This window comes from Agrobacterium sp. ES01 (genome assembly GCF_050320885.1).
Classification (GTDB): domain Bacteria; phylum Pseudomonadota; class Alphaproteobacteria; order Rhizobiales; family Rhizobiaceae; genus Allorhizobium.
In genome coordinates, this window is sequence record NZ_JBNQTH010000003.1 from 283,126 (window position 1) to 306,456 (window position 23,331).

A 23,331-nucleotide genomic window follows, 5' to 3' on the forward strand; every position below is an offset into this window, starting at 1 on the left:
GGGTTGAACCGGCCCAGTGTCAGCCGTTGGCGGCCATGACCCGCTTTTCGTCGCGACCATCCTTCATGCGTTCCGCCAGAAGGAAGGCCAGCTCCAATGCCTGATCGGCATTGAGGCGCGGGTCGCAATGGGTGTGGTAACGATCCTGCAGATCTTCCGCCGAAAGCGCACGGGCACCGCCGGTGCATTCGGTCACATCCATGCCGGTCATCTCGATGTGAACGCCACCTGGATGGGTACCTTCAGCCCGGTGAATCTGGAAGAAGCTCTCGACCTCAGACAGGACGCGCTCGAACGGGCGTGTCTTGTAGTTGTTGAGCGTGATCGTATTGCCGTGCATCGGATCGCAGGACCAGACAACCTTGCGGCCTTCCTTCTCAACCGCACGGATGAGCCGTGGCAGATGGTCAGCAACCTTGTCGTGACCGAAGCGGCAGATCAGCGTCAAACGTCCCGCCTCATTGGCCGGGTTCAGCACATCGATCAGATTGATGAGATCGTCGGCTTCGAGAGAAGGACCGCATTTCAGACCGATCGGGTTCTTGATGCCACGGCAGAACTCGACATGGGCATGATCGACCTGACGAGTCCGGTCGCCGATCCAGATCATGTGACCAGATGTGGCGTACCAGTCGCCGGACGTGGAATCCACACGCGTCATCGCCTCTTCATAGCCCAGTAGCAGCGCTTCGTGGCTGGTGAAGAAATCGGTCTCGCGAAGGCTCGGCTGGTTGTCGGCATTGATGCCGATCGCCTGCATGAAATTCATGGTTTCAGAGATGCGGTCGGCAAGTTTGCGGTACCGCTCCGCCTGCGGGCTATCCTTGACGAAGCCCAACATCCACTGGTGTACGTTTTCTAGGTTGGCATAGCCGCCCATCGCGAACGCACGCAGCAGGTTCAGCGTCGCCGCAGACTGACGATAGGCCATGATCTGACGTTCAGGATTCGGAATACGTGCTTCCGGCGTGAACTCGATACCGTTGATGATATCGCCACGATAGCTTGGCAGCTCGACATCGCCCTGCTTCTCGAAATCGGAAGAACGCGGCTTTGCAAACTGACCGGCAATACGGCCAATTTTCACCACGGGCAGCTGGGCACCATAGGTCAGCACGACAGCCATCTGCAAAAACGCGCGGAAGAAGTCGCGAATATTGTCGGCACCATGCTCGGCAAAGCTCTCGGCGCAATCACCACCCTGCAGCAGGAATGCGTTGCCTTCGGCCACATTGGCGAGATGCTTCTTGAGACGACGTGCCTCCCCTGCAAAAACAAGCGGTGGATAGCTGGCAAGCCGCGCCTCGGCTGCTTTCAGCGCCGCATCGTCGGGATAAAGCGGAACCTGCTTGATCGGCTTGTGCCGCCAGCTGCTTGGAGTCCAATTCTGTGCCATGGTCATCACCTGCTAGTTCATGCCGGTAGGCGGCCGTACCCCGGCCACGCTGAATTGCCGGCTTATAGTCGCTAATACTCCGCTTGCAAAGCCGTAGTTTTCTAAAGAATGGCGCCTTATGGGCACGAATTTGCGGTCGGGGATGCTCGATACCAGGACAGAACCGACCCACGCGCAAATCTTCACTTGGGGACTTAGGCAGCTAGAATAGCCAGGATCACGAAAGGCAGTGACAAAAAGATCTGAAGACAAAAAACGATCGAAAGCAAGCAAATGGATCTACAATTTTAAAGAGTAATTAAGGCAAAAGAAATACATCTATTTAAATTCTGTGCGCCGATGCAGGCGCGCCATTTGGTGTCATGAAGATACGCTCTTGTTTGCTGTTTAGGTGGTAGTCCATGCGCCCATTTATCATGCGTCTTTTGCACGATCGATCCGGTAATTTCGGCATCATGACCGCGCTGCTGCTTGTTCCCCTTCTCGGCACCGTAGGTGTGGCAATCGATGTCCAGCGCGCGCTCAACTTGCGTAACGAATTGCAAAACGCCGCAGATGCAGCGGCAATCGGTGCCATTGCCGCCAAATCACCCGCTGTGAAGGCCGCTCTCGCAAGCAATAGCGCGGCGACGACAATCGGCCAGGAAGACGCCCGCCGCATGTTTTTGGGTCAGATGGCCGATCCCGACGAAGAAATACTGGACAACGTTCAAGTCGAGCTTACAAAAGTCGGTCGCGAACTCACGGCACACGTAACTTTTACGGCAACCATTCCGACCACACTTCTGAAGGTCATCGGCAAGCAGACGATCACCACCGGTGGAACGGCGACGGCAAGCAATACGCTTGGTTCCTATATCGACTTCTACATGTTGCTGGATAACACCCCGTCCATGGGCGTCGGCGCCACTCCGGACGACATCAGCGCATTGGAGCGAAATACGCCCGACAGCTGCGCTTTCGCCTGCCACGACAAGTCCGACAGCAACAACTACTATAACCTCGCCAAGAAATTGAAGATCGACATGCGGATCGATGTCGTGCGAGAGGCAACGAAAGAGCTGACGGATACTGCTGCCGCCAGCATGATCCTGAGTGATCAATACCGCATGGCCGTCTATACCTTCGGCGCCAAGGCTGAAGAAGCCAAACTGACAAAGGTGAGCGGATTGAGTTCCAACATGCAGACGGTCAGCAGCTACGCCTCGGCGGTCGACCTGATGTCGATACCCAAGCAGAATTACAACAATGACCAGACCACCGACTTCGACAACGCACTGTCTGAGTTGAAGACGATCATGGGCACTGGTGGAACAGGCAACACGGCCAGCGATCGACAGAAAGTGGTTTTCTTCGTCTCAGACGGCCTGGGCGACAGCAAAAAGCAGTACACCTGCACCAAACCTACGACGGGAACGCGTTGTCAGGAGCCCATCGATACCTCCTACTGCAAGCCGCTAAAAGACAAGGGCATACAGATAGCCGTGCTCTACACCACCTATCTGCCCCTGCCAAAGAACGCCTGGTACAATAATTGGATCAGCCCGTTCCAGGATCAGATCGCCACTCGAATGGAGCAGTGCGCTTCCGAGGGACTCTTTTTCGAGGTGGCTCCCGGCGAAGGCATTTCCGCCGCCATGAACGCCCTCTTCAACAAGGTCATCGGAAGGCCTCGCCTGACGAACTGACGAGAGAGCGGGGTTATACCCGCTCGCCGTTCTTCACCCGGTAACTTGGGTTGTACATCGTTACCAGCTCTTCCGATGCTGTCGGATGTACGGCCATCGTGCGATCGAAGTCATCCTTGGTACAGCCGGCCTTCAGGGTAACGCCGAGGATCTGCGCCAACTCCCCGGCATCATGACCAAGGATATGCGCGCCAACCACTTTCCGGTCCGCGGTATTGACGATCAGCTTCATGATCATCTTCTCCTGGCGCCCCGACAAAGTCGCCTTCATCGGACGGAATTCTGCGCGGTAGACTTCGAGTTCCGGATACTGCTTTGCAGCGTCATCCTCGGAAAGACCGACCGTGCCAATTTCAGGCTGCGAGAAAACAGCGGTCGCGATCAGGTCATGGTCTGGCTTGGTGGGATTGCCCTTGTACTCGGTTTCAATGAAGCACATCGCCTCATGGATCGCCACAGGTGTCAACTGGACACGGTCGGTCACGTCGCCCAGCGCAAAGATGCTTGGTACATTTGTCCGCGAATGATCGTCGACAACGATAGCGCCTCGTTCATCGACCTTTACGCCTGCGGCCTCCAGCCCCAGACCTTTGGTATTGGGGTCACGGCCAAGGGCCAGCATTACCTGGCCGGCAGACAATGTTCCGTGGTTCTTCGTCTCAACCGAGAGGCCGCCCGCCGGCAGCTTGCTGACATTCTGGATCACGTCATGGCAAAGGATACGGATCCCCTTTGCTTCCATGGCCGCATGAAGGCCCCGGCGCATATCGGAATCGAAGCGCGACAGGATTTCGGCGCCGCGATAGATGAGCGTGGTATCGACACCGAGACCGTGGAAGATATTGGCAAATTCCACCGCAATATAGCCGCCGCCTGCGATCACGATGGAGCGCGGCAGCTCGTCCAGATGGAACGCCTCATTGGACGAAATGCAAAGCTCATGACCCGGCAAGGACGCGTGCGGATTGGCAGATCCACCGACGGCGATCAGGATACGCTCGGCCGAGACAACCTTGTCGGTTTTCACCAGACGCACCGTGTTCGGGCCTAAGATTTCAGCGCGTGTCTCCAGAATTTCCGCACCGGCATTCTCCAGCCCCTTGCGGTAAAGACCTTCCAGCCGAAGGATCTCCTTGTCCTTGGCGGCAATCAGTTTCTTCCAGTCGAAATGGCTCTCGCCCACCGTCCAGCCATAGCCGGCTGCATCCTCGAAATGCTCGTGAAACTGTGAGGCATAGACGAAAAGTTTCTTCGGCACGCAGCCCCGAATGACGCAGGTTCCGCCGAACCGGTATTCCTCGGCGATAGCAACCTTCTTGCCCATGCCCGCGGCAAGGCGTCCGGCACGAACGCCACCCGAACCGCCGCCGATTACGAAGAGGTCATAGTCATAGGTTGCCATTACAAGCTCCTTCGGCCACGGCAGCGCTCTTCAGCAGCCCGGCCCTTTCAGTGTCACATCATCAAACAGGGAAAGCCCGAACAGTGTCCGGGCTCCCCACTCATCATAAAGGCCGTTAAGCGTCAGTTGTTGGTCGCAGGAGCAGCCGGGGCTGCAGCGCCATCCGCGTTCACTGGTGCGCCCAAATTCTTGACCAGTTCTTCGGTGGTCTCCTTGTTGAGATCCCGTGCAATGCCGGACGCCCAGATATCAGCGGCCTTGAGCAGCTCGCGTTGTGCGATCGGGCCGTCCTTCAACAGCTTCTTGCCAACATCGCTGCTGTAGAAATCGGCAATGCTTTTCAGCTCTTCGGTGGTGAAGGCCTTTGCGTAAACGAGTGCGGCCTCTTTCTCCAGATCGGCACGACGGGACGCAAGCGCAATAGCCTTCTTGTCGACAGTCGCGGAAATCTCATCGAGATAGTTCGGATAAGCCTGAATCAGCTGGGCCTTAAGCCGCTCAGCCAGGCCCGGCAGAATGGTATCGAACCGGTCCGTCAAACCCAGTGCGGAAATGGCAGAACGGGCCTCCTTCAACTGCTCATCGGAAACATCCTGTGCGTGAGCCGTTGCGCCCAAAACGACGCTGCCCAAAACAATGGCGACCGAAGCAACACGGCCAATGCGCGAAAAACCAATCATGAAACCTATAGCTCCTGTCTGCTTCCAGCTTCCAGCACACGTGCGCCGGACGGTCCGGCGATGATGGCGATCGAAGCCAGGTTGATAAATAACCCGTGTTCTACGACTCCGGGTATGGAATTGAGCGATGATGATAAGGCCTCTGCATCAGGAATGCGGCCAAAAGATGCATCGACAATCAGGTGTCCGCCATCGGTCGTAAACTCCACGTCGCGCGATGAACGAACGACCAGTTCGCCGACAAGACCGAGCCGGGAAGCGACCTTTTCAATGGCGATCCGCGTGGATGCCTGACCAAAGGGATTGATCTCGATGGGCAGTGGAAATGCACCCAGTGTCTCCACCAGCTTGCTATCGTCGGCGATCACAATCACCCGATTCGACGCAGCCGCCACAATCTTTTCGCGTAACAGCGCGCCGCCGCCGCCCTTGATCAGCCGTAACTGGTGATCGACCTCGTCGGCACCGTCAATTGTCAGGTCGAGTTCAGGAAGCTCGTCCAGCGATCTCAGCGGCACGCCGAGTTCCACGCAAAGACGCGCGGTCCGCTCGGAGGTTGGCACCCCTTCGACATTAAACCCTTGCGAAACTTTCTCGGCCAGCAGACGGACAAACTCCTCCGCGGTCGAGCCTGTTCCGATGCCCAGCTTCATGCCATCCTCGACATGCGCCAGCGCCGCTTCTGCGGCCTTGATCTTCATTTGCCGGGCGTCCATGCGCCAGCATCTCCCAACTATTTCGACGAGTGCTGTTTACACGCCCGAACGTGCAAACGAAAGCCCCTTTGGCGACCTGCATGCGCTTGCTTTTTAAAGAATGATCTCCTACCCCGGATGCGTCATCCGGTTGCCAACGAGGACATCATGCCAGCTCCCACAATCGTATTCGACCTCGACGGAACACTCGTCGACACCGCGCCTGATCTGATCGACAGCCTCAATCACACGATTGAAGCGGCCAATTTGCCGCCCGTCAGTTACGACGACGTCACCCATCTGGTGGGCCAGGGTGCCCGCACCATGATTGAACGCGCCTTCAAACTCTATGATCAAACGATCGAAGCTGAAGAACTCGACAAGCTGATGGCCCGTTTTATTGCGCATTACGGTGCCAACATGCCGGGCAAGAGCAAACCCTTTCCAGGCCTCGTGGACGCTCTGGACAGACTGAAAGAGGCAAACTTTACGCTTGCCGTCTGCACAAACAAGACCGAGAAGCTGGCCGTGCAGTTGATCGACGGGCTCGGCCTGTCCCACTATTTCGCGGCCACAACCGGCGGGGACACATTCACTGTGCGCAAGCCCGATGCCGCCCATCTGACGGGAACCATCCTGAAGGCCGGAGGCGATCGGAAAAAAGCTGTGATGATTGGCGACAGTATCAACGACATTCTGGCGGCAAAGAATGCCGCCGTTCCCTGTGTGGCTGTCCCGTTCGGCTATACCGATATTCCGGTCGATCAACTGGGTGCCGACCGGATTGTCCGTCATTATGACGAGCTATCGCCCGACCTGTTGATCGAACTGATGGTGAGGGGCGCTTAAGCCCCTCTCCTCAACTGCGGGCTTCGCGTGCGTCCGTCGTGACTTCGAATGCCTTTTCAGTATGCGAATCGCGATCGTAGACGTCGTTGTAATAGCCGATCGATCCGTCCTTCTGTGGCCAGGCCGTAAAGTAGGACACGTAGACAGGAATATCGCCCTTCACCGGCAGAGACTTGTTCTGACCCTGCGCAATCTCGCGACCGATATCATCGACTGTTGTCCCCATGACGGCGGCTGCCATCACACGCGGCTCTGACAGCCGCACGCAGCCATGGCTGAGTGCACGCATGTCACGCTTGAAGAAGGCCTTTTGCGGCGTGTCGTGCATGTAGATCGCATGCGAGTTCGGGAACAGGATCTTCAACTCGCCAAGGGCGTTGCTACCGCCGGGCGGCTGGCGCACATCGACAGCATGGGTGGAGTTCCAGTCAACCTGGGTGGAGGATACCTGCCGCCCCTTGTAGCTGACTTCGTACCCCTGACGGTCGAGATAGCTTGGGTCTGCCCGCAGCTTCGGCAGCATTTCGTTGATGATGATCGACTGCGGCACGCCCCAATAAGGATTGACCTCGACCGTCTGGATCTTGTCCTCGAAGAAATAGGTCTGGTGCGCCTTCGAGCCGACCACGACGCGCATGGCGATCTGCTGCTTGCCATGGTCGAAGTAATAGGCCTGGAATGCCGGCTGGTTGATGAACACGTAGCGCTCACCGAGATTGTCCGGCAACCAGCGCAGCTGTTCCATCGCCACGATCAGCTTTTCGATCTTGTCTGCGCTTGTGTGCCCCACCAGCGCGCGAACGGTCGCAGGTCCAATCACGCCATCCGGGCGTAGACCGGCTTCCTTCTGGAAGCCTTCGACCAGCGACACGAGCTCTGGCGTGTATTCCGGCGTATCGGTGTAGGCAGCAAGGACCGCGGAATTTTCGGCCTTGAGTTCAGGCGACGCGTTCTTGCGAATGAGAGCCACGACATTGGCCAGCTCCGCATCGCTGCGACCCGGCTTCAACAATAGTTTTGGCGCAATGGTAATACGCGGACCGGCGCCCGCATCCTGCGCGCGCAGCTTTGCAAGTTCAGCCTTCAATGCCTCGAATTGCGGATTGGACGGATCCCGGTGACGCAGATAGGCGGCAACATCGGGGCTCAGACGCATCATGTTCAAGACCGGCGTCAGCTTGACCTTCTTGAGCTTGAAATCGTGATAGCCAGACAGCTTGTTGGGATCGATCCGACCGCGTTCGGTATCGCGGACATAGGTCAGCACCTTGGTGGACAGTGCCACCTCGAAACGCATCAGCGCGGCATCGCGTCCGTCAACGTCAGACGTCGCATCCGCGGTGGCTGGCATGCTGACGCGATAGTCTTCGGGGTCGAGGCCCACTGTATCGGCGGCGGCCAGCGCCTCGATCATGGCTTTCGCCTTGTCGCTCGGTCCTTGGCCATCGACCCAGATCAAAGGCTTGCCGCTTGTGTAATAGGCTTCAACCGCATCGGCGACATCATCGGTGGCATAAACCTTGACCCCATCCATCGCCGCACGCGGATCGGAATTCGGCTGAGCGGCGATTGACGCCGTGGAGGTCATGTCGGCGCCCGACGCCGAGACATTCTCAACGGCAGCAACGGGCTCAGGCGCTGTCCAGAAACCTTCGGTCTTGACCAGGCGCATGGCCTCGGCCTTGTAGTCGTAATAGCGCGGTCCGCTCACCCGCGGCAGCGGCTCAGGATCCGAGTCATCGATCGCAGCCTGGATACCCGAGACATTGCGGCTACCGCCAAAGAGCGGCTGAATGCCGCGATCCCTGCTTCTGTTATTTTCGCCCTTGGCAGGACCGCCGCGCAACAGATCAAGAAGCGTCGTGGCCTGCGCGGTGACCGGCGCTGCCTGCACCGCGGCAAATGCGCCAACGATTGCAACTGCCATGACGGTGTTGTTCTTGAACCTGCTCACTATCGAACCTCATATTCTTGATTGTTTCATCAGGACGCCCCGACAACGCATCTCGCGGGCAAGCAATCCCAATGGCGTAACGCCGAGAGCTAACCGATTAACGCCACGCTGAAAAGTTTTATCCGTCAGGGACGTGTACCGCATGTCTCAAATTAATGTGAGGTCTGCGCGCATAATTTTCACCCCTGACTGCATTTGAAGAAAACTTTAGTTAACTTTCAAATAACAGAGCCGAATCACTGATAACACCTGTGGCGAAACAGCGCCACTCAGGCAGAGCGAAGATCGAAGTTATTGCGTGTCCGGTTGGCAAAGGCCACCAGCGCCAGCATGGCCGGCACTTCAACCAGCACGCCGACAACGGTTGCGAGTGCCGCACCCGACTGCAGTCCGAAAAGACTGATGGCGACGGCAACGGCCAGTTCGAAGAAATTGGACGTTCCGATCAGCGCCGCGGGAGCTGCCACCGAATGCGGAAGCCGCCAGAGATAAGCCCAGCCATAGGCGACAACGAAAATAACCAGATTCTGCAACAGCAATGGTATGGCAATCAGCACGATCACAAGCGGCGAGCCGACAATGGTCTGCGCCTGAAACCCGAACAGCAGAACCACGGTGCCAAGCAGTCCGACGATGGAATAAGGCTTCAGCGCAGCCGTGAAGGTCTCGACGGCATGAGTGTCGTGCTTTCGGTCCAGCCACAGGCGCGTCAGATATCCGGCCAGAAGCGGGATGACCACATAGAGCAGCACCGATAGCATCAGCGTCTCCCACGGCACCACCACGTCGGTCACGCCCAGCAGAAGAGCGGCGATGGGCGCGAAGGCAAAGACCATCACCACGTCATTGATCGAAACCTGCACCAGCGTGTAGTTCGCATCGCCCCTGACCAGTTGGCTCCAGACGAAAACCATGGCGGTGCAGGGTGCGACGCCCAGCAGGATCATGCCGGCAATGTATTCGCTGCCCTCCTGTGGCGACACGAGACCGGCAAACAGGTGGTCGAAAAACAACACCGCGATGGCCGCCATGGTGAACGGCTTGATCAGCCAGTTCACAACCAGGGTCACACACAGACCCTTCGGCTTTTTGCCAACGTCCCGCAAAGACGCAAAGTCGATGCTGACCATCATCGGATAGATCATCACCCAGATGAGCACCGCAACCACCAGATTGACCTTGGCATATTCCAGCGATGCGATCAGACTGAACGCGGGCGAAAATGCCAGCCCAAGCCCGACGCCGGCTGCAATGCAAAGGGCAACCCACAGGGAAAGGTAGCGTTCGAAGAAGCCGAGCGGCGACCGGGAAGCGTTGTCTTTCATGACGATCCTGAAACGAAAAATGAGGGAGAGGAGAGCCGAAAACATGTGCCCGCGCTTATCTCAGCACCGGCAAACCAGTTCATCCAGAATGGGACGGCATAAATCCGGCGAGCCGCCGCAGCAGTCTTCCAGCATGAACGCCATTAGTCCGCGCATCGCATCGAGATTGGCACGATACCTGATATGGCGCCCTTCCCGTTCTCCTGCGATGAGCCCGGCATTGGTGAGCACCATCAAATGCGCAGACAATGTATTGGCGCGAATATCGAGATGGCTCGCAACGTCGCCCGCATGCTTTCCATCCGGCGCAGCGCGCACCAGAAAACGAAAAATTTCAAGCCGTGCTTCGTGACCAAGCGCCGAAAGCGCTGCCAGTGCATCAATTTTGTCCATAGTTCGATAAATCATGAAGTATGAAAGATTGCAAGTCCAAGGATGCTCTGACATGCCCTTGCGCACCACTTGCCTGCCCAGTCAACTTGATTTGCGCCCGTCTCCCACCATCTTGTCTTGGGAGTTCTCAAAAAAGGATCACCCCATGACAAACACCCGCACCGAGACGGATACCTTTGGCCCAATTGACGTCGCTGCCGACCGATATTGGGGCGCTCAGGCCGAGCGATCGCGTGGCAATTTCAAGATAGGCTGGGAAAAGCAGCCTTTATCTGTGGTGCGCGCACTTGGTATCGTCAAGCAGGCGGCGGCCCGTGCCAATATGTCTCTGGGTGTCCTCGACACGAAAATTGGCAACGCAATCGTCAGCGCTGCGCAGGAAGTGATCGACGGAAAACTGGACGACCACTTCCCACTTGTGGTCTGGCAGACAGGATCCGGTACCCAGTCCAACATGAATGCGAATGAAGTGATCTCCAACCGCGCCATTGAAATGCTGGGCGGCGAGATGGGCTCGAAAAAGCCGGTCCATCCGAACGACCACGTCAATATGAGCCAGTCGTCCAACGATACCTATCCGACGGCCATGCACATCGCCTGTGCCGAACAGATCGTTCGCCATCTGCTACCAAACCTGCAGCATCTCCAGCAAGCGCTAGACGAAAAAGCGAAGGCCTTCGCTCACATCATCAAGATCGGCCGGACCCACACGCAGGACGCGACACCCCTGACGCTCGGCCAGGAATTCTCCGGGTATGCGGCGCAAATTGCCTCCGCCATCAAGCGAATCGAGCTGACCCTACCCGGCCTCTGCGAACTGGCCCAAGGGGGCACAGCCGTTGGAACAGGGCTCAATGCGCCAAAAGGGTTTGCCGAAAAGGTCGCTGAAGAAATCGCCACCATCACTGGCCTCGCCTTTGTAACAGCGCCCAACAAGTTCGAGGCGCTGGCCGCCCATGACGCCATGGTCTTTGCGCACGGCGCGATCAACGCTGCGGCTGCTGCCTGCTTCAAGATCGCCAATGACATCCGCTTTCTCGGCTCCGGCCCCCGCGCAGGCCTTGGAGAACTTTCTCTGCCGGAAAACGAGCCTGGCTCCTCGATCATGCCTGGCAAGGTCAACCCCACCCAGTCGGAAGCCCTCACCCAGGTCTGCGCGCATATCTTCGGCAATCAGGCTGCCATCACCTTCGCCGGCAGCCAGGGCCATTTCGAACTTAATGTCTACAATCCGATGATGGCCTACAACTTCCTCCAGTCGGTCCAGCTGCTGGGCGACGCAGCCCGCTCCTTCACCGACAATTGTGTGGTTGGCATCGAGGCGCGTGAGGACAACATCAAGAAGGGTGTCGAAAACTCGCTGATGCTGGTGACCGCGCTCAACTCCCGGCTTGGATACGACACCTGCGCCAAGATCGCCAAGACCGCCCACAAGAATGGCACCACGCTTCGCGAAGAGGCCGTGGGCGGTGGCTATCTCAGCAATGAGGAATTCGACGAACTGGTGCGCCCGGAACTCATGATCGGGCCCAAGTAAGCATCAAAGATGTAAACGCAGCCGGTCATTGCGGACCGGCTGCGCATCAAGATGCAGACCGCCAGCGGCTGCGACCGGTCTCCCGCGCCCTGAACAGATCCATGTCTCCGTCGCGGATCAAGTCAGCGACCGACGTCATCTCCGGGCTCAGCTGGCTGACGCCAAAGCTAGCAGACAGGTCTCCACGTTTGAGTGGATCGACCACCAGGCTATCCAGTCTGTCGCCGATCTTCTGCGCAAATTCCAAAGCGCCGTCCTGCCCCGTTTCCGGCAGAAGAAGCATGAAGATGCTGCCGCCCATGCGTGCAGACAGAGAATTATCATCGGTCATCGAGCGCAGCAAATCACCAACGGCAACCAGCGTCTTGTCGGCAATGGCCCGCCCCTGCTCTTCCCTGATCGCTCTGAAATGGTCGAGATCGAAGATGATCAGGCTCAGAGGCTCTTTGCCCTCCTGGCATCTGCGGAACAGATCCTCCCCCTCGTCCAGCATCGCACGCCCCATGCGCAATCCGCTCAATGGGTCTGTGATCGCCGGCACGTCATTGCGCTCACCGATCGCTTCAATTTCGCTTACAAGCCCGCAAACGGCCCGGGTGACCACAGCGATCTCATCGTCTCCGCGCTTGTTAAGCCGAGCCTCGCCGAATTCCCCGATCATCCGGAATGCTGCAATTTCCGTCGACAACCGGCGCAGCGGAGCAATCAACTGCCACAGAATGCCAAGGCAAAGAACGGTACCAACAAGCGTTGCCCCGAGAACGACGAATAAGGAATGTGCATTGTCGCCGCCTTCGAGCAGGCTCAGACTGGCGATCAGACCGAGCAAGGGAAGGTGAATGCAGACAAAGCAGACGACGAAGATCCGCGTGACAATGGACCGGCGCCACATCGGGCTGGCAGACTTCATCGTATCCATAAATACTAAGCTCCTGAAACTTGACGCCCCACTACTACATCGGCGGCTCAAGTCTGCCAAAAAAAATGCACTCTGCTTCATCAAATCGAGGGAAATGCCGAAAACTTGGGATCTGCAGAGCAGCCCGAACATTGAATTGTTAACGCCCTGCCCTTAAACCACAGACCATCCTGCATGCTATTTCGAAAGGCACCGCGATGGCTGACGACCTGTTTCCGCTTGGTGAGGACACGACCCCCTACCGCAAGATCTCATCCGACTATGTTTCAACCACATCCTTCAACGGAAACGAGATCCTGAGCGTCGATCCCGAAGGGATCAGGCTGCTGGCCGAAACGGCGCTGTCAGACATCAACCATCTGCTGCGGCCGGGACACCTGAAACAGCTGGCCTCCATTCTGGACGATCCCGAAGCCACCGACAACGACCGTTTCGTCGCCTTCGACCTGCTGAAGAACGCCAACATTGCAGCCGGCGGCATACTGCCAATGTGCCAGGACACCGGCACCGCCATCGTCATGGCCAAAAAGGGCCGCCGCGTCTGGACCGATGGCGGCGACTATGAAGCCATGGCAGCCGGCGTACGCGATGCCTATGAGCGCAAGAACCTGCGCTATTCGCAGCTCGCACCGCTGAAGATGTTTGAGGAAAAGAACACCAAGACCAATCTGCCGGCCCAGATCGATATCTACGAAGAGGGCGAGGACGCCTACAAGTTCTTGTTTATGGCCAAGGGCGGCGGTTCGGCCAACAAGACATTCCTTTATCAGGGCACGCCCTCGCTTCTGACCCATGACCGGATGATCGATTTCCTGAAGGAAAAGATCCTGACCCTGGGTACCGCTGCCTGTCCCCCCTATCACCTGGCAATCGTGATTGGCGGCCTGTCAGCAGAAATGAACCTGAAGACAGTCAAGCTGGCGTCGGCCCGCTATCTCGACGACTTGCCCACCGAAGGCTCGGACAGCGGCCATGCGTTCCGCGACCTTGAGATGGAAAAGGAAGTCCACAAGCTGACCCAGTCCATGGGCGTCGGTGCCCAGTTCGGCGGAAAGTACTTCTGTCATGACGTCCGCGTCATTCGACTGCCGCGTCACGGCGCGTCACTGCCGATCGGACTTGGCGTTTCCTGTTCCGCCGACCGTCAGGCCAAGGGCAAGATCACCAAGGACGGCATCTATATCGAGCAGCTTGAGACCGATCCGTCGAAATACATGCCGGAGATCGATGAGACCGCGCTGTCATCCTCAATGGTGAAGATCGACCTCAATCAGCCCATGACGGCAATCCTCGCCGAATTGAGCAAGCATCCGGTCAAGACAAGGCTGTCGCTCACCGGCACCATTATCGTCGCGCGTGACCTTGCCCACTCCAAGATACGCGAGCGCCTGGAAAACGGTGAAGGCATGCCGGAATACTTGAAAAATCACCCGGTCTACTACGCCGGACCGGCCAAGACACCGGCCGGTTATGCCTCTGGATCATTCGGTCCGACCACAGCCGGTCGCATGGATAGTTATGTCGACCAGTTCCAGTCGTTTGGTGGCTCCATGGTGATGCTGGCCAAGGGCAACCGCTCGCGCGCTGTTCGCGAGGCATGCAAGACCCATGGCGGCTTTTACCTCGGCTCCATAGGCGGCCCGGCCGCTCGGCTTGCGCAGGATTGCATCAAAAAGGTCGAGGTTCTGGAATACCCGGAACTGGGCATGGAGGCTGTGTGGAAGATCGAGGTTGAGGATTTCCCTGCCTTCATCGTGACCGATGACAAGGGCAACGACTTCTTCCAGGAGTTCAATCTGGGCTGATCTTGCCGGTTCTCGAAAATTAAAAGGCGCAATTTGCGCCTTTTTTATCGGAAGGGTAAAAAATATAGCTAATTTACTCTATCTTTCAGTGCCTTAGATTGTAATTTGTTAATCCAGCAGGAAAAACCGACAAGCACTCTGTTAAAACTTTCAAAATAATTTAAGCATAACAACATAAGCGCAAGCATAAATAATAATACTTTGGGGTAGAATCGATGAATACGGTCGAAGTGGCGAAAGCGCAACTTCCAGACATCGCTGCACAGATCGTTTACGCCATGCGCACCATGGGCGTTCCGTCGATTCCCCGCAATTATGAACTGTTCTACGAAGCCTATATCGGGTCCAACCCCGCACTGAGCAGAGACCTTGCGGCACTTGGAAAACGTGCAACGCAGGACGAGCTTGACACGATTGGCGAGCGGTATTTCGCCAGCCAGCGGACCCGCGGAATCGAAAACGCGCATTCCAAGATCATAACGCAGCTGGACAGCCTGTTGCGCGCGCTAAACGTCGAGCAGAACTCGCTCGAAAGCTATAACAAGCTTCTCGGCGAAACTGTTCAACAGATTGCTTCCAAGAGCAGCACCAGTGCCGACATCCTGCGCAACGCCATCACCATACTGACCGTTGCCACTGGCGACACCATGGCGCATGGCGAAAAGACGGTCGAAAGCGTCCAGCAGAAGTCCCAGGAAATGGACGTGATCCGCAAGGAGCTCGACGAGTACAAGCGGATTGCCAATACCGATTCGCTGACGCGGCTGTCCAACCGTCGCGCCTTCGACGAGAGACTTGCCGGCATCTTTGAATCGGAGAACGGTTTTCTGCCAACCGCGCTCATCTTGATGGACATCGATCACTTCAAGCAGATCAACGACAGCTATGGCCATCCGGTCGGTGACAAGATTCTAGCAACTGTGGCAACCGTAATACGCACCAATGTCCGCCGAGATGCTTTTGTTGCACGAACCGGCGGAGAAGAATTCGCGGTCATTCTCGACGGAAGCTCACGCGAAGAGGTCTACGAGGTGTGCGAGCGTGTACGAATTGCATTACAGAGCACACCATTCAGGAACTCTAAAACCGGCGTCGATTATGGCTCCGTCACCATTTCCCTGGGCGGCTGCATGGCCGCAGAAGTCAGTGATGCCGGCGAGCTGTATGGCAAGGCCGACATCGCGCTTTACTGCGCCAAGAACGATGGTCGCAATCGAACGCGCCTGTTCGAAGACGGAATGAAGAAAGACTTCAACAAGAGCTGGCTGCTCTACCGCGGCGCGTGAGGTATCTTTCCGTCACCACATGGTGTTGGCCGCACGCGCGGCCCACTCACGATCATAGGTTTCCTTGTCGAAATCTGCTTTTGCCGCCTTGAGCAATGTACCCGGCGTCGGTAGCGCAGAAACATCTGCAAACCGCTCCGGATTCCATAATTGTGCCCGCATCACTGCACGCGCACACTGAAAATAAACTTCCACGATCTCAATCACAATGACGCTGCGGGGATGCTTGCCGTCCATTTCGAAACTGGCAAGCAGATCCGGCTCGACCGACACAACGGCGGTTCCATTGACGCGCATGACTGTATTTGAGCCCGGGATCAGGAACATCAAGGCAACCCGCGGGTCTCGCACAATATTGACCAGCGAATCGATCCGGTTATTGCCACGCCAGTCCGGCAGCGCCAGATGGCGATCGTCCTCGACCCGAACGACACGCCCCTCGTCGCCGCGCGGAGAACAGTCCATCCCTTCAGGCCCGACCGTCGACAGCGCAACAAACGGTGACGCCTCTATCATCTGGCGATATTCGGCCGTCAGAAAGCGCGTCACCTTGGCCACGGACGCTTCGGAAACATCGCCGTAGATCGCCTTCAAATCGTCAACCGAGCGCAGGATCGTCATCACATCTCCAGACATCAATCATTCAAAACTGCGCCACTAGCCGACGCGCATTTCAGATTTATGACGCCCTTGCGCTGTGAGCAAGCGTTCGGTCGGAGGACGACAGTTGGAGAAATTCGGCAATGGCAGCACTGACGTCAGGCGCCGAGACAATCCGGCGATGTCCCAGACCATCGGCCCAGAAAAAGGATATGTGGTTTCCGATCCCCTCATAGCTGCGGGCATGATGCTCACCGACTTCCTTGTCATCCGGCGCATGCACGATCAGCATAGGGCGGGCTTCGGTGCGTGCAATCTGAGCCATGTCGAATTCGGCAAGGGGGCGCCCGGCAACCTTTCCCACATGATCGAACAAGGCCTGTCTGGTCGCCGGTGAGAGCTTCAACAGGCCCGAGAAGTCCTGGAATATCTCCACGGCCTGAGATGGCGCACCGATCAGGACGAGACGCTGTGCCGCCAAAGACGGCACCTCGGGAAACATCTGCCCGACGGCTGACATCAAGGCCAGCCCGCCGAATGAATGGGCAACCACAGCGTCGAACGGACCGATTGCCTTTTCCACCGCGGCCAGCGCTTCCGCCGCATTTCGGATGTTCAGCGTCTTGCCATAGGTGCGTCCGTGACCCGGCAGATCGACCAGCACCACCTCGGCTCCGGCCCTGTGCAGCCCCGTTGCCAGCACCGCCATATATTCGGCTCGAGACGCCCATCCATGGACAAGCATCACCCGTTTGCCGCCGACGGTCCCTGCGAGGCGATAGGTGGCGACATCGCCCGCGTCGACATGCACCATCTCCAGCCTGGCGTTCCTTAGCAATTCTCTGCCTTTGGCAAACATGGCAATCGGCTTTTCGCCCCGTGGCTTGCGCGACGGTGTCCGACAGAACAGATAAAATGCCGCCTGTCCCGCAAGACGCGGCGAGAGCGCACCCAATATCCTGAAAGCGAGACGGGTGACCTTCAGCGCGAACGATGCCATAGTCGGATTCCCATAACATGTTCAACATTGAACAATAAAGTACAAGCATGAACAAAAAGCAAGCTCTTCCCTGGGAACATCCGCGATTCAAGAGTTGGATCGCCGTCGGTCGCGCCTGCCAGCTGATGCAACAGACCCTCGCACGCCAGCTTGCACCGCTCGACATCAAGCCGCCGCAACTCGATATCTTGATCAATCTCTACCGCTTCGAAGGTATTTCTCAGCAAGAACTGGCCCGCAAGCTGCTGGTAGGGCGCTCGAATATGAGCATGCTGCTGCCCCAGATGGAAAAACGCGATCTGATCTCCCGCCTTGGCGACAGGCAAGACAAAAGGATCCTGCGCCTCTATCTGACAGACAAAGGCCGCAAACTCACAGAAGAGGCCATGGCCATCCAGACAGCGCTGATTGAAAAGACCATGTCGGCTGCTCCTATAGAGCAATGCCTGACAGTGGCCGATGTCATGGAGCAGCTGGCCGCCCGCTTGCAGGCCGACGAGGATCTGGCCTCAGATTGAGGCTTCACATGGCGTCGCGGCTTAATTTCTTCTCTGCCAGTTTTTGTTCATACTCGGCGAACTTATCGTCGCCACTCTCGCCGAGTTCCCGCAGGTAGGACCAGGTAAAAATACCGCTGTCATGGCCGTCGTCGAAGCCGATGCGCACCGCATAATTGCCGGTGGGATGCATGGCCGAGATCTGGACATTGCGCTTGCCCGGAACTGTAACCTCCTGCCCCGGTCCATGGCCCTTCACTTCGGCAGACGGTGATAGAACGCGCAACATCTCTGCTGGCAGCGTGAAGCTTTGACCATCATCATAGGTAACAGACAATTGGCGGCGGTCTTTGGAGACCTTGAGGTCGGTTGGCCAGAATTCGGTCATGCTGCAAGCCCATAAAGCTGAAATGTGCCAGAGACGTAGGCGCGCTTGCCCCATGGCGCAAGAGAATTTGAAGATAAACATTGCGGCCGCTTCCTTGACGGAAGCAGGTGCGAAGTCCACCTTAATGAAAAGCCCGGAGGAAACCCATTGACCGACAGCATCGGAAAAGTATTTGACGCAGCAGCGCTTTCCGCCGCCGATGCGCCGATGGTCGACCCGTTTGGCCGCACCGTCAGCTATCTGCGCGTCTCGGTTACCGACCGCTGCGACTTCCGCTGCACCTATTGCATGTCGGAAAACATGACCTTTCTGCCGAAGAAAGATCTGCTGACTCTTGAGGAGCTGGATCGCCTCTGTTCCGCCTTCATCGCCAAGGGTGTGCGCAAACTGCGGCTGACCGGCGGTGAACCTCTGGTGCGCAAGAACATCATGTTCCTCATCCGCAATCTCGGGCGCCATTTGCAAAGCGGCGCACTGGAAGAGCTGACACTGACCACCAACGGGTCCCAGCTGGCAAAACATGCCGAGGAGCTTTACGACTGTGGTGTCCGCCGCATCAATGTGTCGCTCGACACGATGGACCCCGACAAGTTCAAGACCATCACCCGCTGGGGTGATTTTTCGCGCGTCATGCAAGGCATCGAGGCGGCCCAGAAGGCTGGCCTGAAGATCAAGCTCAATGCCGTCGCACTGAAGGATTTCAACGAACACGAAATACCGGACCTGATGCGGTTTGCCCATGAACGCGACATGGACCTGACCCTGATCGAGACCATGCCGATGGGTGAAATCGAGGAAGATCGGACCGACCGCTATCTTCCGCTATCGGACGTGCGAAACCGCCTGGAAGAACAATTCACGCTCACCGACAATCCGTACAAGACCGGCGGCCCTGCCCGTTATGTCGACGTGGCGGAGACCGGCGGACGGCTGGGTTTCATCACGCCAATGACCCATAATTTCTGCGAAAGCTGCAACCGTGTGCGCCTCACATGCACAGGCACGCTCTACATGTGTCTTGGTCAGAACGATGCAGCCGATCTTCGCACCGCGCTTCGGGCCTCGCCAAACGACGCCTATCTGTCCAGCGTCATTGACGAGGCAATCGGCAGAAAGCCGAAAGGTCACGATTTCATCATCGATCGTCAGCACAAACGCCCGGCAGTTGGCCGCCACATGAGTGTCACCGGCGGCTAGGCTCGAACCGCCATGCACCCAAATCAGGCGGACTTTCGATAGCCGGCTGCAGACACGGTCTCGCCTGTCCTGAACTGCCCGATCTTCGCACTCAAGGCCTCGACACGATCGCGCAAGCCCTGGATTTCCGCGTTATTTTCCTCAACCATGGCCGCATTGCGCTGGGTGATGAGTTCCACATCGCCAACCGCGCGGGTGACCTCGGCAATGCCGGTAGACTGTTCGCTGGTCGACGAGGAAATGCTCTCGATCAGTGACTGCACCTGATCGACCTGCGCGATGATGTCTGACAGCGCCGTGCCTGTCTGCTCGACAAGCTCCACGCCGTCACGCACCTGCGCACCGCTTTCGGAAATCAAACCCTTGATCTCCTTGGCAGCGCTGGCGCAACGCTGGGCAAGCTGCCGCACTTCCTGGGCAACCACGGCAAAACCGCGACCGGCATCGCCCGCACGCGCCGCTTCCACGCCGGCATTGAGGGCCAGCAGATTGGTCTGGAACGCGATTTCATCGATGACACCGATGATCGCCGTGATCTTCTCCGACGAGCGGTTGATCTCGCTCATGGCATCGATGGCGCGCGATACGATCTCACCCGAGCCTCGCGCCGTCGTTTGCGCGCCTTGAACCGCACCCGCCGTGGTCCGGGCATTCTGCGCGGTCGCATGGACCACTTCGCTCAGGCGCGACAGGGCTCGCGAACTTTCCTCGATGGCAGCAGCCTGCTGCTCGGTACGGCGTGCGAGATCGTCAGCCGAAACGGCAAGATTGCCTGTACCGGCATTGATGTCGGCAGCAGTCCCGCGCACATCGGCAAGCGTCACCCGCAGGGTCTCGACGGCCTGATTGTAAATCCGCGCCATGTCCTGGAAATCGGACGGCAGGTCGCCGCGCATGGTAGCCTCAAGATTTCCTGTAGCCAGAGCCCTCAACACATCGTCCAACGCGGCCAAGGCCTGCCTTTGCTCATCCTCGATGCGCGCGCGCTCCGCGGCTCTACGCTCTTCTTCCATGCCCGCCTGATCGCGACTGCGACTTGCTTCTTCTTCAAGCCGGACATTCTCGACCGCGGCATCGCGAAAAACGGTAACCGAACGCACCATGTCGCCAATTTCATCGCCGCGCTCGCGTCCCTCGATCGGGACAGACAGGTCGCCATTGGCAAGCCGGCTCATCACCTCGGTGATCCGCTTCATCGGGGCACGCAGGGTTTCAATAAGCATCAGTCCACCGATGATGGCCATCAGTGTGCCGACCACCATCGCGACGACGGAAATGACTGCGGATCGATCGCTGTCGGCCTTGCCCACTTCCTGCGCCTGCCTGACAAAATCATGCAGCGAGGCTGCCGCACGTGTCAGCTCGGCAAATGCCGCCTGACGTGTCTGGGTCCACTGCCCGTCCGCCGCAAGCAACGTAGCAGAATCATCCGTCATCTGCGCGAGCAGAGGACCGGCAACGCCCGGAAGATCGCGCATGGTGCTGTTCTTCTGCCCAAGCTCCGCAATCTTTTCGATATTGGCGGTAAGGGCCGAAATATCGGAGAGCACTGATTCGCGGGAGGCATCATCCAGCAGATTCTGCATGCGGGCGGCATGAAGACCCATCGTGTTCATGATCTGCAGCGCGGCATCCACCTGACCGACCAGCTGTCGCTGCGGCAGCACATCGGCGTCGAGCTTGACGAAACGCTCGGCTGCCGTGTTGGAATTCTTGATTGCCTTGTTCGCCAGAGTTTCTGCAACCTTCGGCAGAGATGCCTTCAAAGCCTCGAAACGTGTCTCACGGGCAAGCGGCGAAACGGTTTCCGCGCCGAGGTCTGCAAGTTCGGTCGCGGCCTTCTTCACCGGTTCGATCTGCTTTGCGCCCTTCTCACTGACCATCCCTTCGGCAGAATCCAGTTCTTTCGACAAAGGCCCGCCATAATTCTTGATCGTCTTCAGTCGGTCCGAATCGGTCAGCGCTCCATCCATGGCTTTCAGCAATTTCTCCAGACGCTCCGACAGCCCCTTGAAGGCTGCCGCGTCGTAAAGAAGACCCTTGGCGAAAGCCTCCTTGTCGCTGAAATCCTTCTGGATGATATCGATCTGCTTTTGTGCGCCCTGACCGGCAACGACCAGCGCTGCCATATCGGCAGAAATCGCCGCATTCAACGCGGTGCGGTTTGCATCGATGGCAACGAGATCGGCTTCAGCCCTCCGCATGACAGGCTCAAGCCCAAGGACAAGCGTCAGTTTGGCGCGGTCGCCGTCATTGACCAACAACTGTTCAAGTGTCTTCGCACCATCTGCCTGCCTGGCAATGGCTGCCTCAAGATTGGCAGCCATATCCTCGGTCGGTTCAGCGGTATAATCCTGTAACGCCGACTGAAGATTGTCGAAGTCTGCGATATTGCCGATCGTGGCCCGTGTCATCGTCATATGCCCGTTGAGCATATGCGATGTGTAGTAACCGAGAAGCCCGACGCCCGCCATCAGAACCACCAGCGGAACGATGAACAAAAGCACCTTGGTGACGATGCGGCGGCTCTGCAGAAGACGGTCGATGAAAGACATATATCCCTCAGAAAGGCAGTCGATTGGGAATGAACGATCAACCGCCCGAATCGACGATTGGATGTTTACGGATCAACATCACCACCTTCCCCAATGAAACTTGCGCTTTCATTAATGACGGACACTCAATTATTGCGGCGCATATACTTTTGTCGCTCCAAACCAACAGTTTACGCCGTAAACGTCGTTTCCGTTCGCCCTGCGCTGCTGTAGAACAACCTGACAGCGCGAGGGGAAAAACAGACATGCCATTCACGAAAAACACCCAGGGCGCCATCCTGATGACATTCGCCATGGCCGGCTTCACCTGCAATGACGCGCTGACCAAATCCCTGACCGACGCCATTCCGGTAAGCCAGATCATTATGGTGCGCGGCGTGATCATGACGCTGCTGGTCTATATCGTGGCCCTCAAGATCGGCGCGCGCCCGCATTTCAACGTGCTCAGACAGCCGATGGTGGTCGCCCGCGTCTTGCTCGAATGTCTGGCCGCCCTGTGCTTTCTGACTGCGCTTAGCCACCTGCCTCTGGGCAACATCTCATCGATTATGCAATCCCTTCCGCTGGCCGTAACGCTGGGCGCGGCACTGTTCCTGCGCGAGCCGGTCGGCTGGCGCCGCTGGAGTGCGATCACGGTCGGCTTTATCGGCGTCCTGATCATTCTTCGCCCCGGGCCTGAAGGATTTTCCAGCGCCGCTCTGTTTGCGGTCGCCGCCGTTTTTCTGGCCGCAGCACGCGACCTCGTGACCAAGAAGATCGGCGCGAACACCGCATCCATCAACGTGACCCTCTTTACCGCTGCCGGAAATGCACTAATGGGCGGATTGCTGATTGTCCCCTATGGCGGTTGGCAACCCATGCCTGGTTATTCCTTTGGCATTCTCACCGCCGCTGCCATGCTGCTCTTCGTCGGCCACCAGTCCATCGTGCTTGCCATGCGGACTGCTGAAGTATCCTTCGTGGCGCCGTTTCGTTATCTGAGCCTGCTTTGGGCCATCGGCCTTGGCATGCTGATGTTCAACGAAAAGCTGGATCCGTGGATGGTGACGGGTGCCACCATCGTCATCGGTTCCGGGCTCTACACTTTCTATCGAGAGAACAAGCGCAAATCCGCCTTGCTGATTGGCCAGGAGTCGCAACCGGGTTCGCCCCTGTGAGCGGAACG

The 23,331-nt window shown here is 57.5% G+C and carries 20 protein-coding genes; 8 read left to right on the forward strand and 12 right to left on the reverse strand.

Going from position 1 to position 23,331, the window contains the following annotated elements; translation table 11 throughout:
* Positions 1-19: 19 nt before the first annotated feature.
* The gene (locus tag ACQQ2Q_RS10655) at positions 20-1,396 is read right to left on the reverse strand and encodes a class II 3-deoxy-7-phosphoheptulonate synthase (protein WP_428187043.1); all 1,377 of its coding nucleotides are present in this window, start codon (positions 1,394-1,396) and stop codon (positions 20-22) included.
* A gap of 401 nt (positions 1,397-1,797) precedes the next feature.
* On the opposite strand from ACQQ2Q_RS10655, the gene ACQQ2Q_RS10660 reads away from it, so the two are divergent.
* Positions 1,798-3,084 (forward strand): pilus assembly protein TadG-related protein, encoded by a 1,287-nt coding sequence (locus ACQQ2Q_RS10660; protein WP_428187044.1) that lies wholly within the window; start codon positions 1,798-1,800, stop codon positions 3,082-3,084.
* A gap of 13 nt (positions 3,085-3,097) precedes the next feature.
* Here the strand turns inward: ACQQ2Q_RS10660 and gor are convergent, their stop codons facing one another.
* The 3 genes from gor to rpiA form a co-directional block, all read right to left on the reverse strand.
* Entirely contained in the window at positions 3,098-4,486 is a 1,389-nt protein-coding gene (gene gor, locus ACQQ2Q_RS10665; protein WP_428187045.1) for a glutathione-disulfide reductase, read from the reverse strand.
* Between the two features lie 122 nt (positions 4,487-4,608).
* Entirely contained in the window at positions 4,609-5,166 is a 558-nt protein-coding gene (locus tag ACQQ2Q_RS10670) for a DUF2059 domain-containing protein (RefSeq protein WP_428187046.1), read from the reverse strand.
* A gap of 5 nt (positions 5,167-5,171) precedes the next feature.
* Positions 5,172-5,882, reverse strand: a complete 711-nt coding sequence (gene rpiA / locus ACQQ2Q_RS10675) for a ribose-5-phosphate isomerase RpiA (protein ID WP_428187047.1) — start codon at positions 5,880-5,882, stop codon at positions 5,172-5,174.
* A 147-nt stretch (positions 5,883-6,029) separates the two neighbouring features.
* Here rpiA and ACQQ2Q_RS10680 point away from each other — a divergent pair, with 147 nt between their 5' ends.
* Positions 6,030-6,710 (forward strand): HAD family hydrolase, encoded by a 681-nt coding sequence (locus tag ACQQ2Q_RS10680; protein ID WP_428187048.1) that lies wholly within the window; start codon positions 6,030-6,032, stop codon positions 6,708-6,710.
* A gap of 10 nt (positions 6,711-6,720) precedes the next feature.
* On the opposite strand, the gene ACQQ2Q_RS10685 is transcribed toward ACQQ2Q_RS10680, so the two are convergent.
* The 3 genes from ACQQ2Q_RS10685 to ACQQ2Q_RS10695 form a co-directional block, all read right to left on the reverse strand.
* Complete coding sequence (locus tag ACQQ2Q_RS10685; protein WP_428187495.1) at positions 6,721-8,637, reverse strand: L,D-transpeptidase family protein; 1,917 nt, start codon at positions 8,635-8,637, stop codon at positions 6,721-6,723.
* 296 nt (positions 8,638-8,933) lie between these two features.
* Positions 8,934-9,989 (reverse strand): ACR3 family arsenite efflux transporter, encoded by a 1,056-nt coding sequence (arsB, locus tag ACQQ2Q_RS10690; RefSeq protein ID WP_428187049.1) that lies wholly within the window; start codon positions 9,987-9,989, stop codon positions 8,934-8,936.
* 60 nt (positions 9,990-10,049) lie between these two features.
* The gene (locus tag ACQQ2Q_RS10695) at positions 10,050-10,451 is read right to left on the reverse strand and encodes an ArsR/SmtB family transcription factor (protein WP_428187050.1); all 402 of its coding nucleotides are present in this window, start codon (positions 10,449-10,451) and stop codon (positions 10,050-10,052) included.
* Between the two features lie 76 nt (positions 10,452-10,527).
* Between ACQQ2Q_RS10695 and fumC the strand changes: the two genes are divergently transcribed.
* On the forward strand, positions 10,528-11,919 hold the full coding sequence (gene fumC, locus ACQQ2Q_RS10700) for a class II fumarate hydratase (protein WP_428187051.1): 1,392 nt from the start codon (positions 10,528-10,530) through the stop codon (positions 11,917-11,919).
* A gap of 46 nt (positions 11,920-11,965) precedes the next feature.
* Here fumC and ACQQ2Q_RS10705 read toward each other — a convergent pair whose 3' ends face one another.
* Positions 11,966-12,838 (reverse strand): GGDEF domain-containing protein, encoded by an 873-nt coding sequence (locus tag ACQQ2Q_RS10705; protein WP_428187052.1) that lies wholly within the window; start codon positions 12,836-12,838, stop codon positions 11,966-11,968.
* A 197-nt stretch (positions 12,839-13,035) separates the two neighbouring features.
* On the opposite strand from ACQQ2Q_RS10705, the gene ACQQ2Q_RS10710 reads away from it, so the two are divergent.
* Together ACQQ2Q_RS10710 and ACQQ2Q_RS10715 are read left to right on the forward strand one after the other, a co-directional pair.
* Positions 13,036-14,643, forward strand: a complete 1,608-nt coding sequence (locus ACQQ2Q_RS10710) for a fumarate hydratase (protein WP_428187053.1) — start codon at positions 13,036-13,038, stop codon at positions 14,641-14,643.
* A gap of 215 nt (positions 14,644-14,858) precedes the next feature.
* A complete protein-coding gene (locus ACQQ2Q_RS10715; protein ID WP_428187054.1) occupies positions 14,859-15,929 on the forward strand; it encodes a GGDEF domain-containing protein in 1,071 nt (356 codons plus the stop codon).
* Between the two features lie 12 nt (positions 15,930-15,941).
* Here the strand turns inward: ACQQ2Q_RS10715 and ACQQ2Q_RS10720 are convergent, their stop codons facing one another.
* Positions 15,942-16,550 (reverse strand): pyridoxamine 5'-phosphate oxidase family protein, encoded by a 609-nt coding sequence (locus tag ACQQ2Q_RS10720; protein ID WP_428187055.1) that lies wholly within the window; start codon positions 16,548-16,550, stop codon positions 15,942-15,944.
* Between the two features lie 58 nt (positions 16,551-16,608).
* The gene (locus tag ACQQ2Q_RS10725; RefSeq protein ID WP_428187056.1) at positions 16,609-17,529 is read right to left on the reverse strand and encodes an alpha/beta fold hydrolase; all 921 of its coding nucleotides are present in this window, start codon (positions 17,527-17,529) and stop codon (positions 16,609-16,611) included.
* 47 nt (positions 17,530-17,576) lie between these two features.
* Here ACQQ2Q_RS10725 and ACQQ2Q_RS10730 point away from each other — a divergent pair, with 47 nt between their 5' ends.
* Complete coding sequence (locus ACQQ2Q_RS10730; RefSeq protein WP_428187057.1) at positions 17,577-18,047, forward strand: MarR family winged helix-turn-helix transcriptional regulator; 471 nt, start codon at positions 17,577-17,579, stop codon at positions 18,045-18,047.
* A 4-nt stretch (positions 18,048-18,051) separates the two neighbouring features.
* Here ACQQ2Q_RS10730 and ACQQ2Q_RS10735 read toward each other — a convergent pair whose 3' ends face one another.
* Entirely contained in the window at positions 18,052-18,414 is a 363-nt protein-coding gene (locus ACQQ2Q_RS10735; RefSeq protein WP_428187496.1) for a gamma-butyrobetaine hydroxylase-like domain-containing protein, read from the reverse strand.
* A 207-nt stretch (positions 18,415-18,621) separates the two neighbouring features.
* Between ACQQ2Q_RS10735 and moaA the strand changes: the two genes are divergently transcribed.
* Positions 18,622-19,611 carry a GTP 3',8-cyclase MoaA gene (gene moaA, locus ACQQ2Q_RS10740; protein ID WP_428187497.1) on the forward strand — a complete coding sequence of 330 codons (990 nt, stop codon included), beginning with the start codon at positions 18,622-18,624 and terminating at the stop codon, positions 19,609-19,611.
* Between the two features lie 23 nt (positions 19,612-19,634).
* Here the strand turns inward: moaA and ACQQ2Q_RS10745 are convergent, their stop codons facing one another.
* Positions 19,635-22,166 (reverse strand): methyl-accepting chemotaxis protein, encoded by a 2,532-nt coding sequence (locus ACQQ2Q_RS10745; protein ID WP_428187058.1) that lies wholly within the window; start codon positions 22,164-22,166, stop codon positions 19,635-19,637.
* A gap of 245 nt (positions 22,167-22,411) precedes the next feature.
* Here ACQQ2Q_RS10745 and ACQQ2Q_RS10750 point away from each other — a divergent pair, with 245 nt between their 5' ends.
* Entirely contained in the window at positions 22,412-23,323 is a 912-nt protein-coding gene (locus ACQQ2Q_RS10750) for a DMT family transporter (protein WP_428187059.1), read from the forward strand.
* The last annotated feature ends 8 nt before the right edge of the window (positions 23,324-23,331 follow it).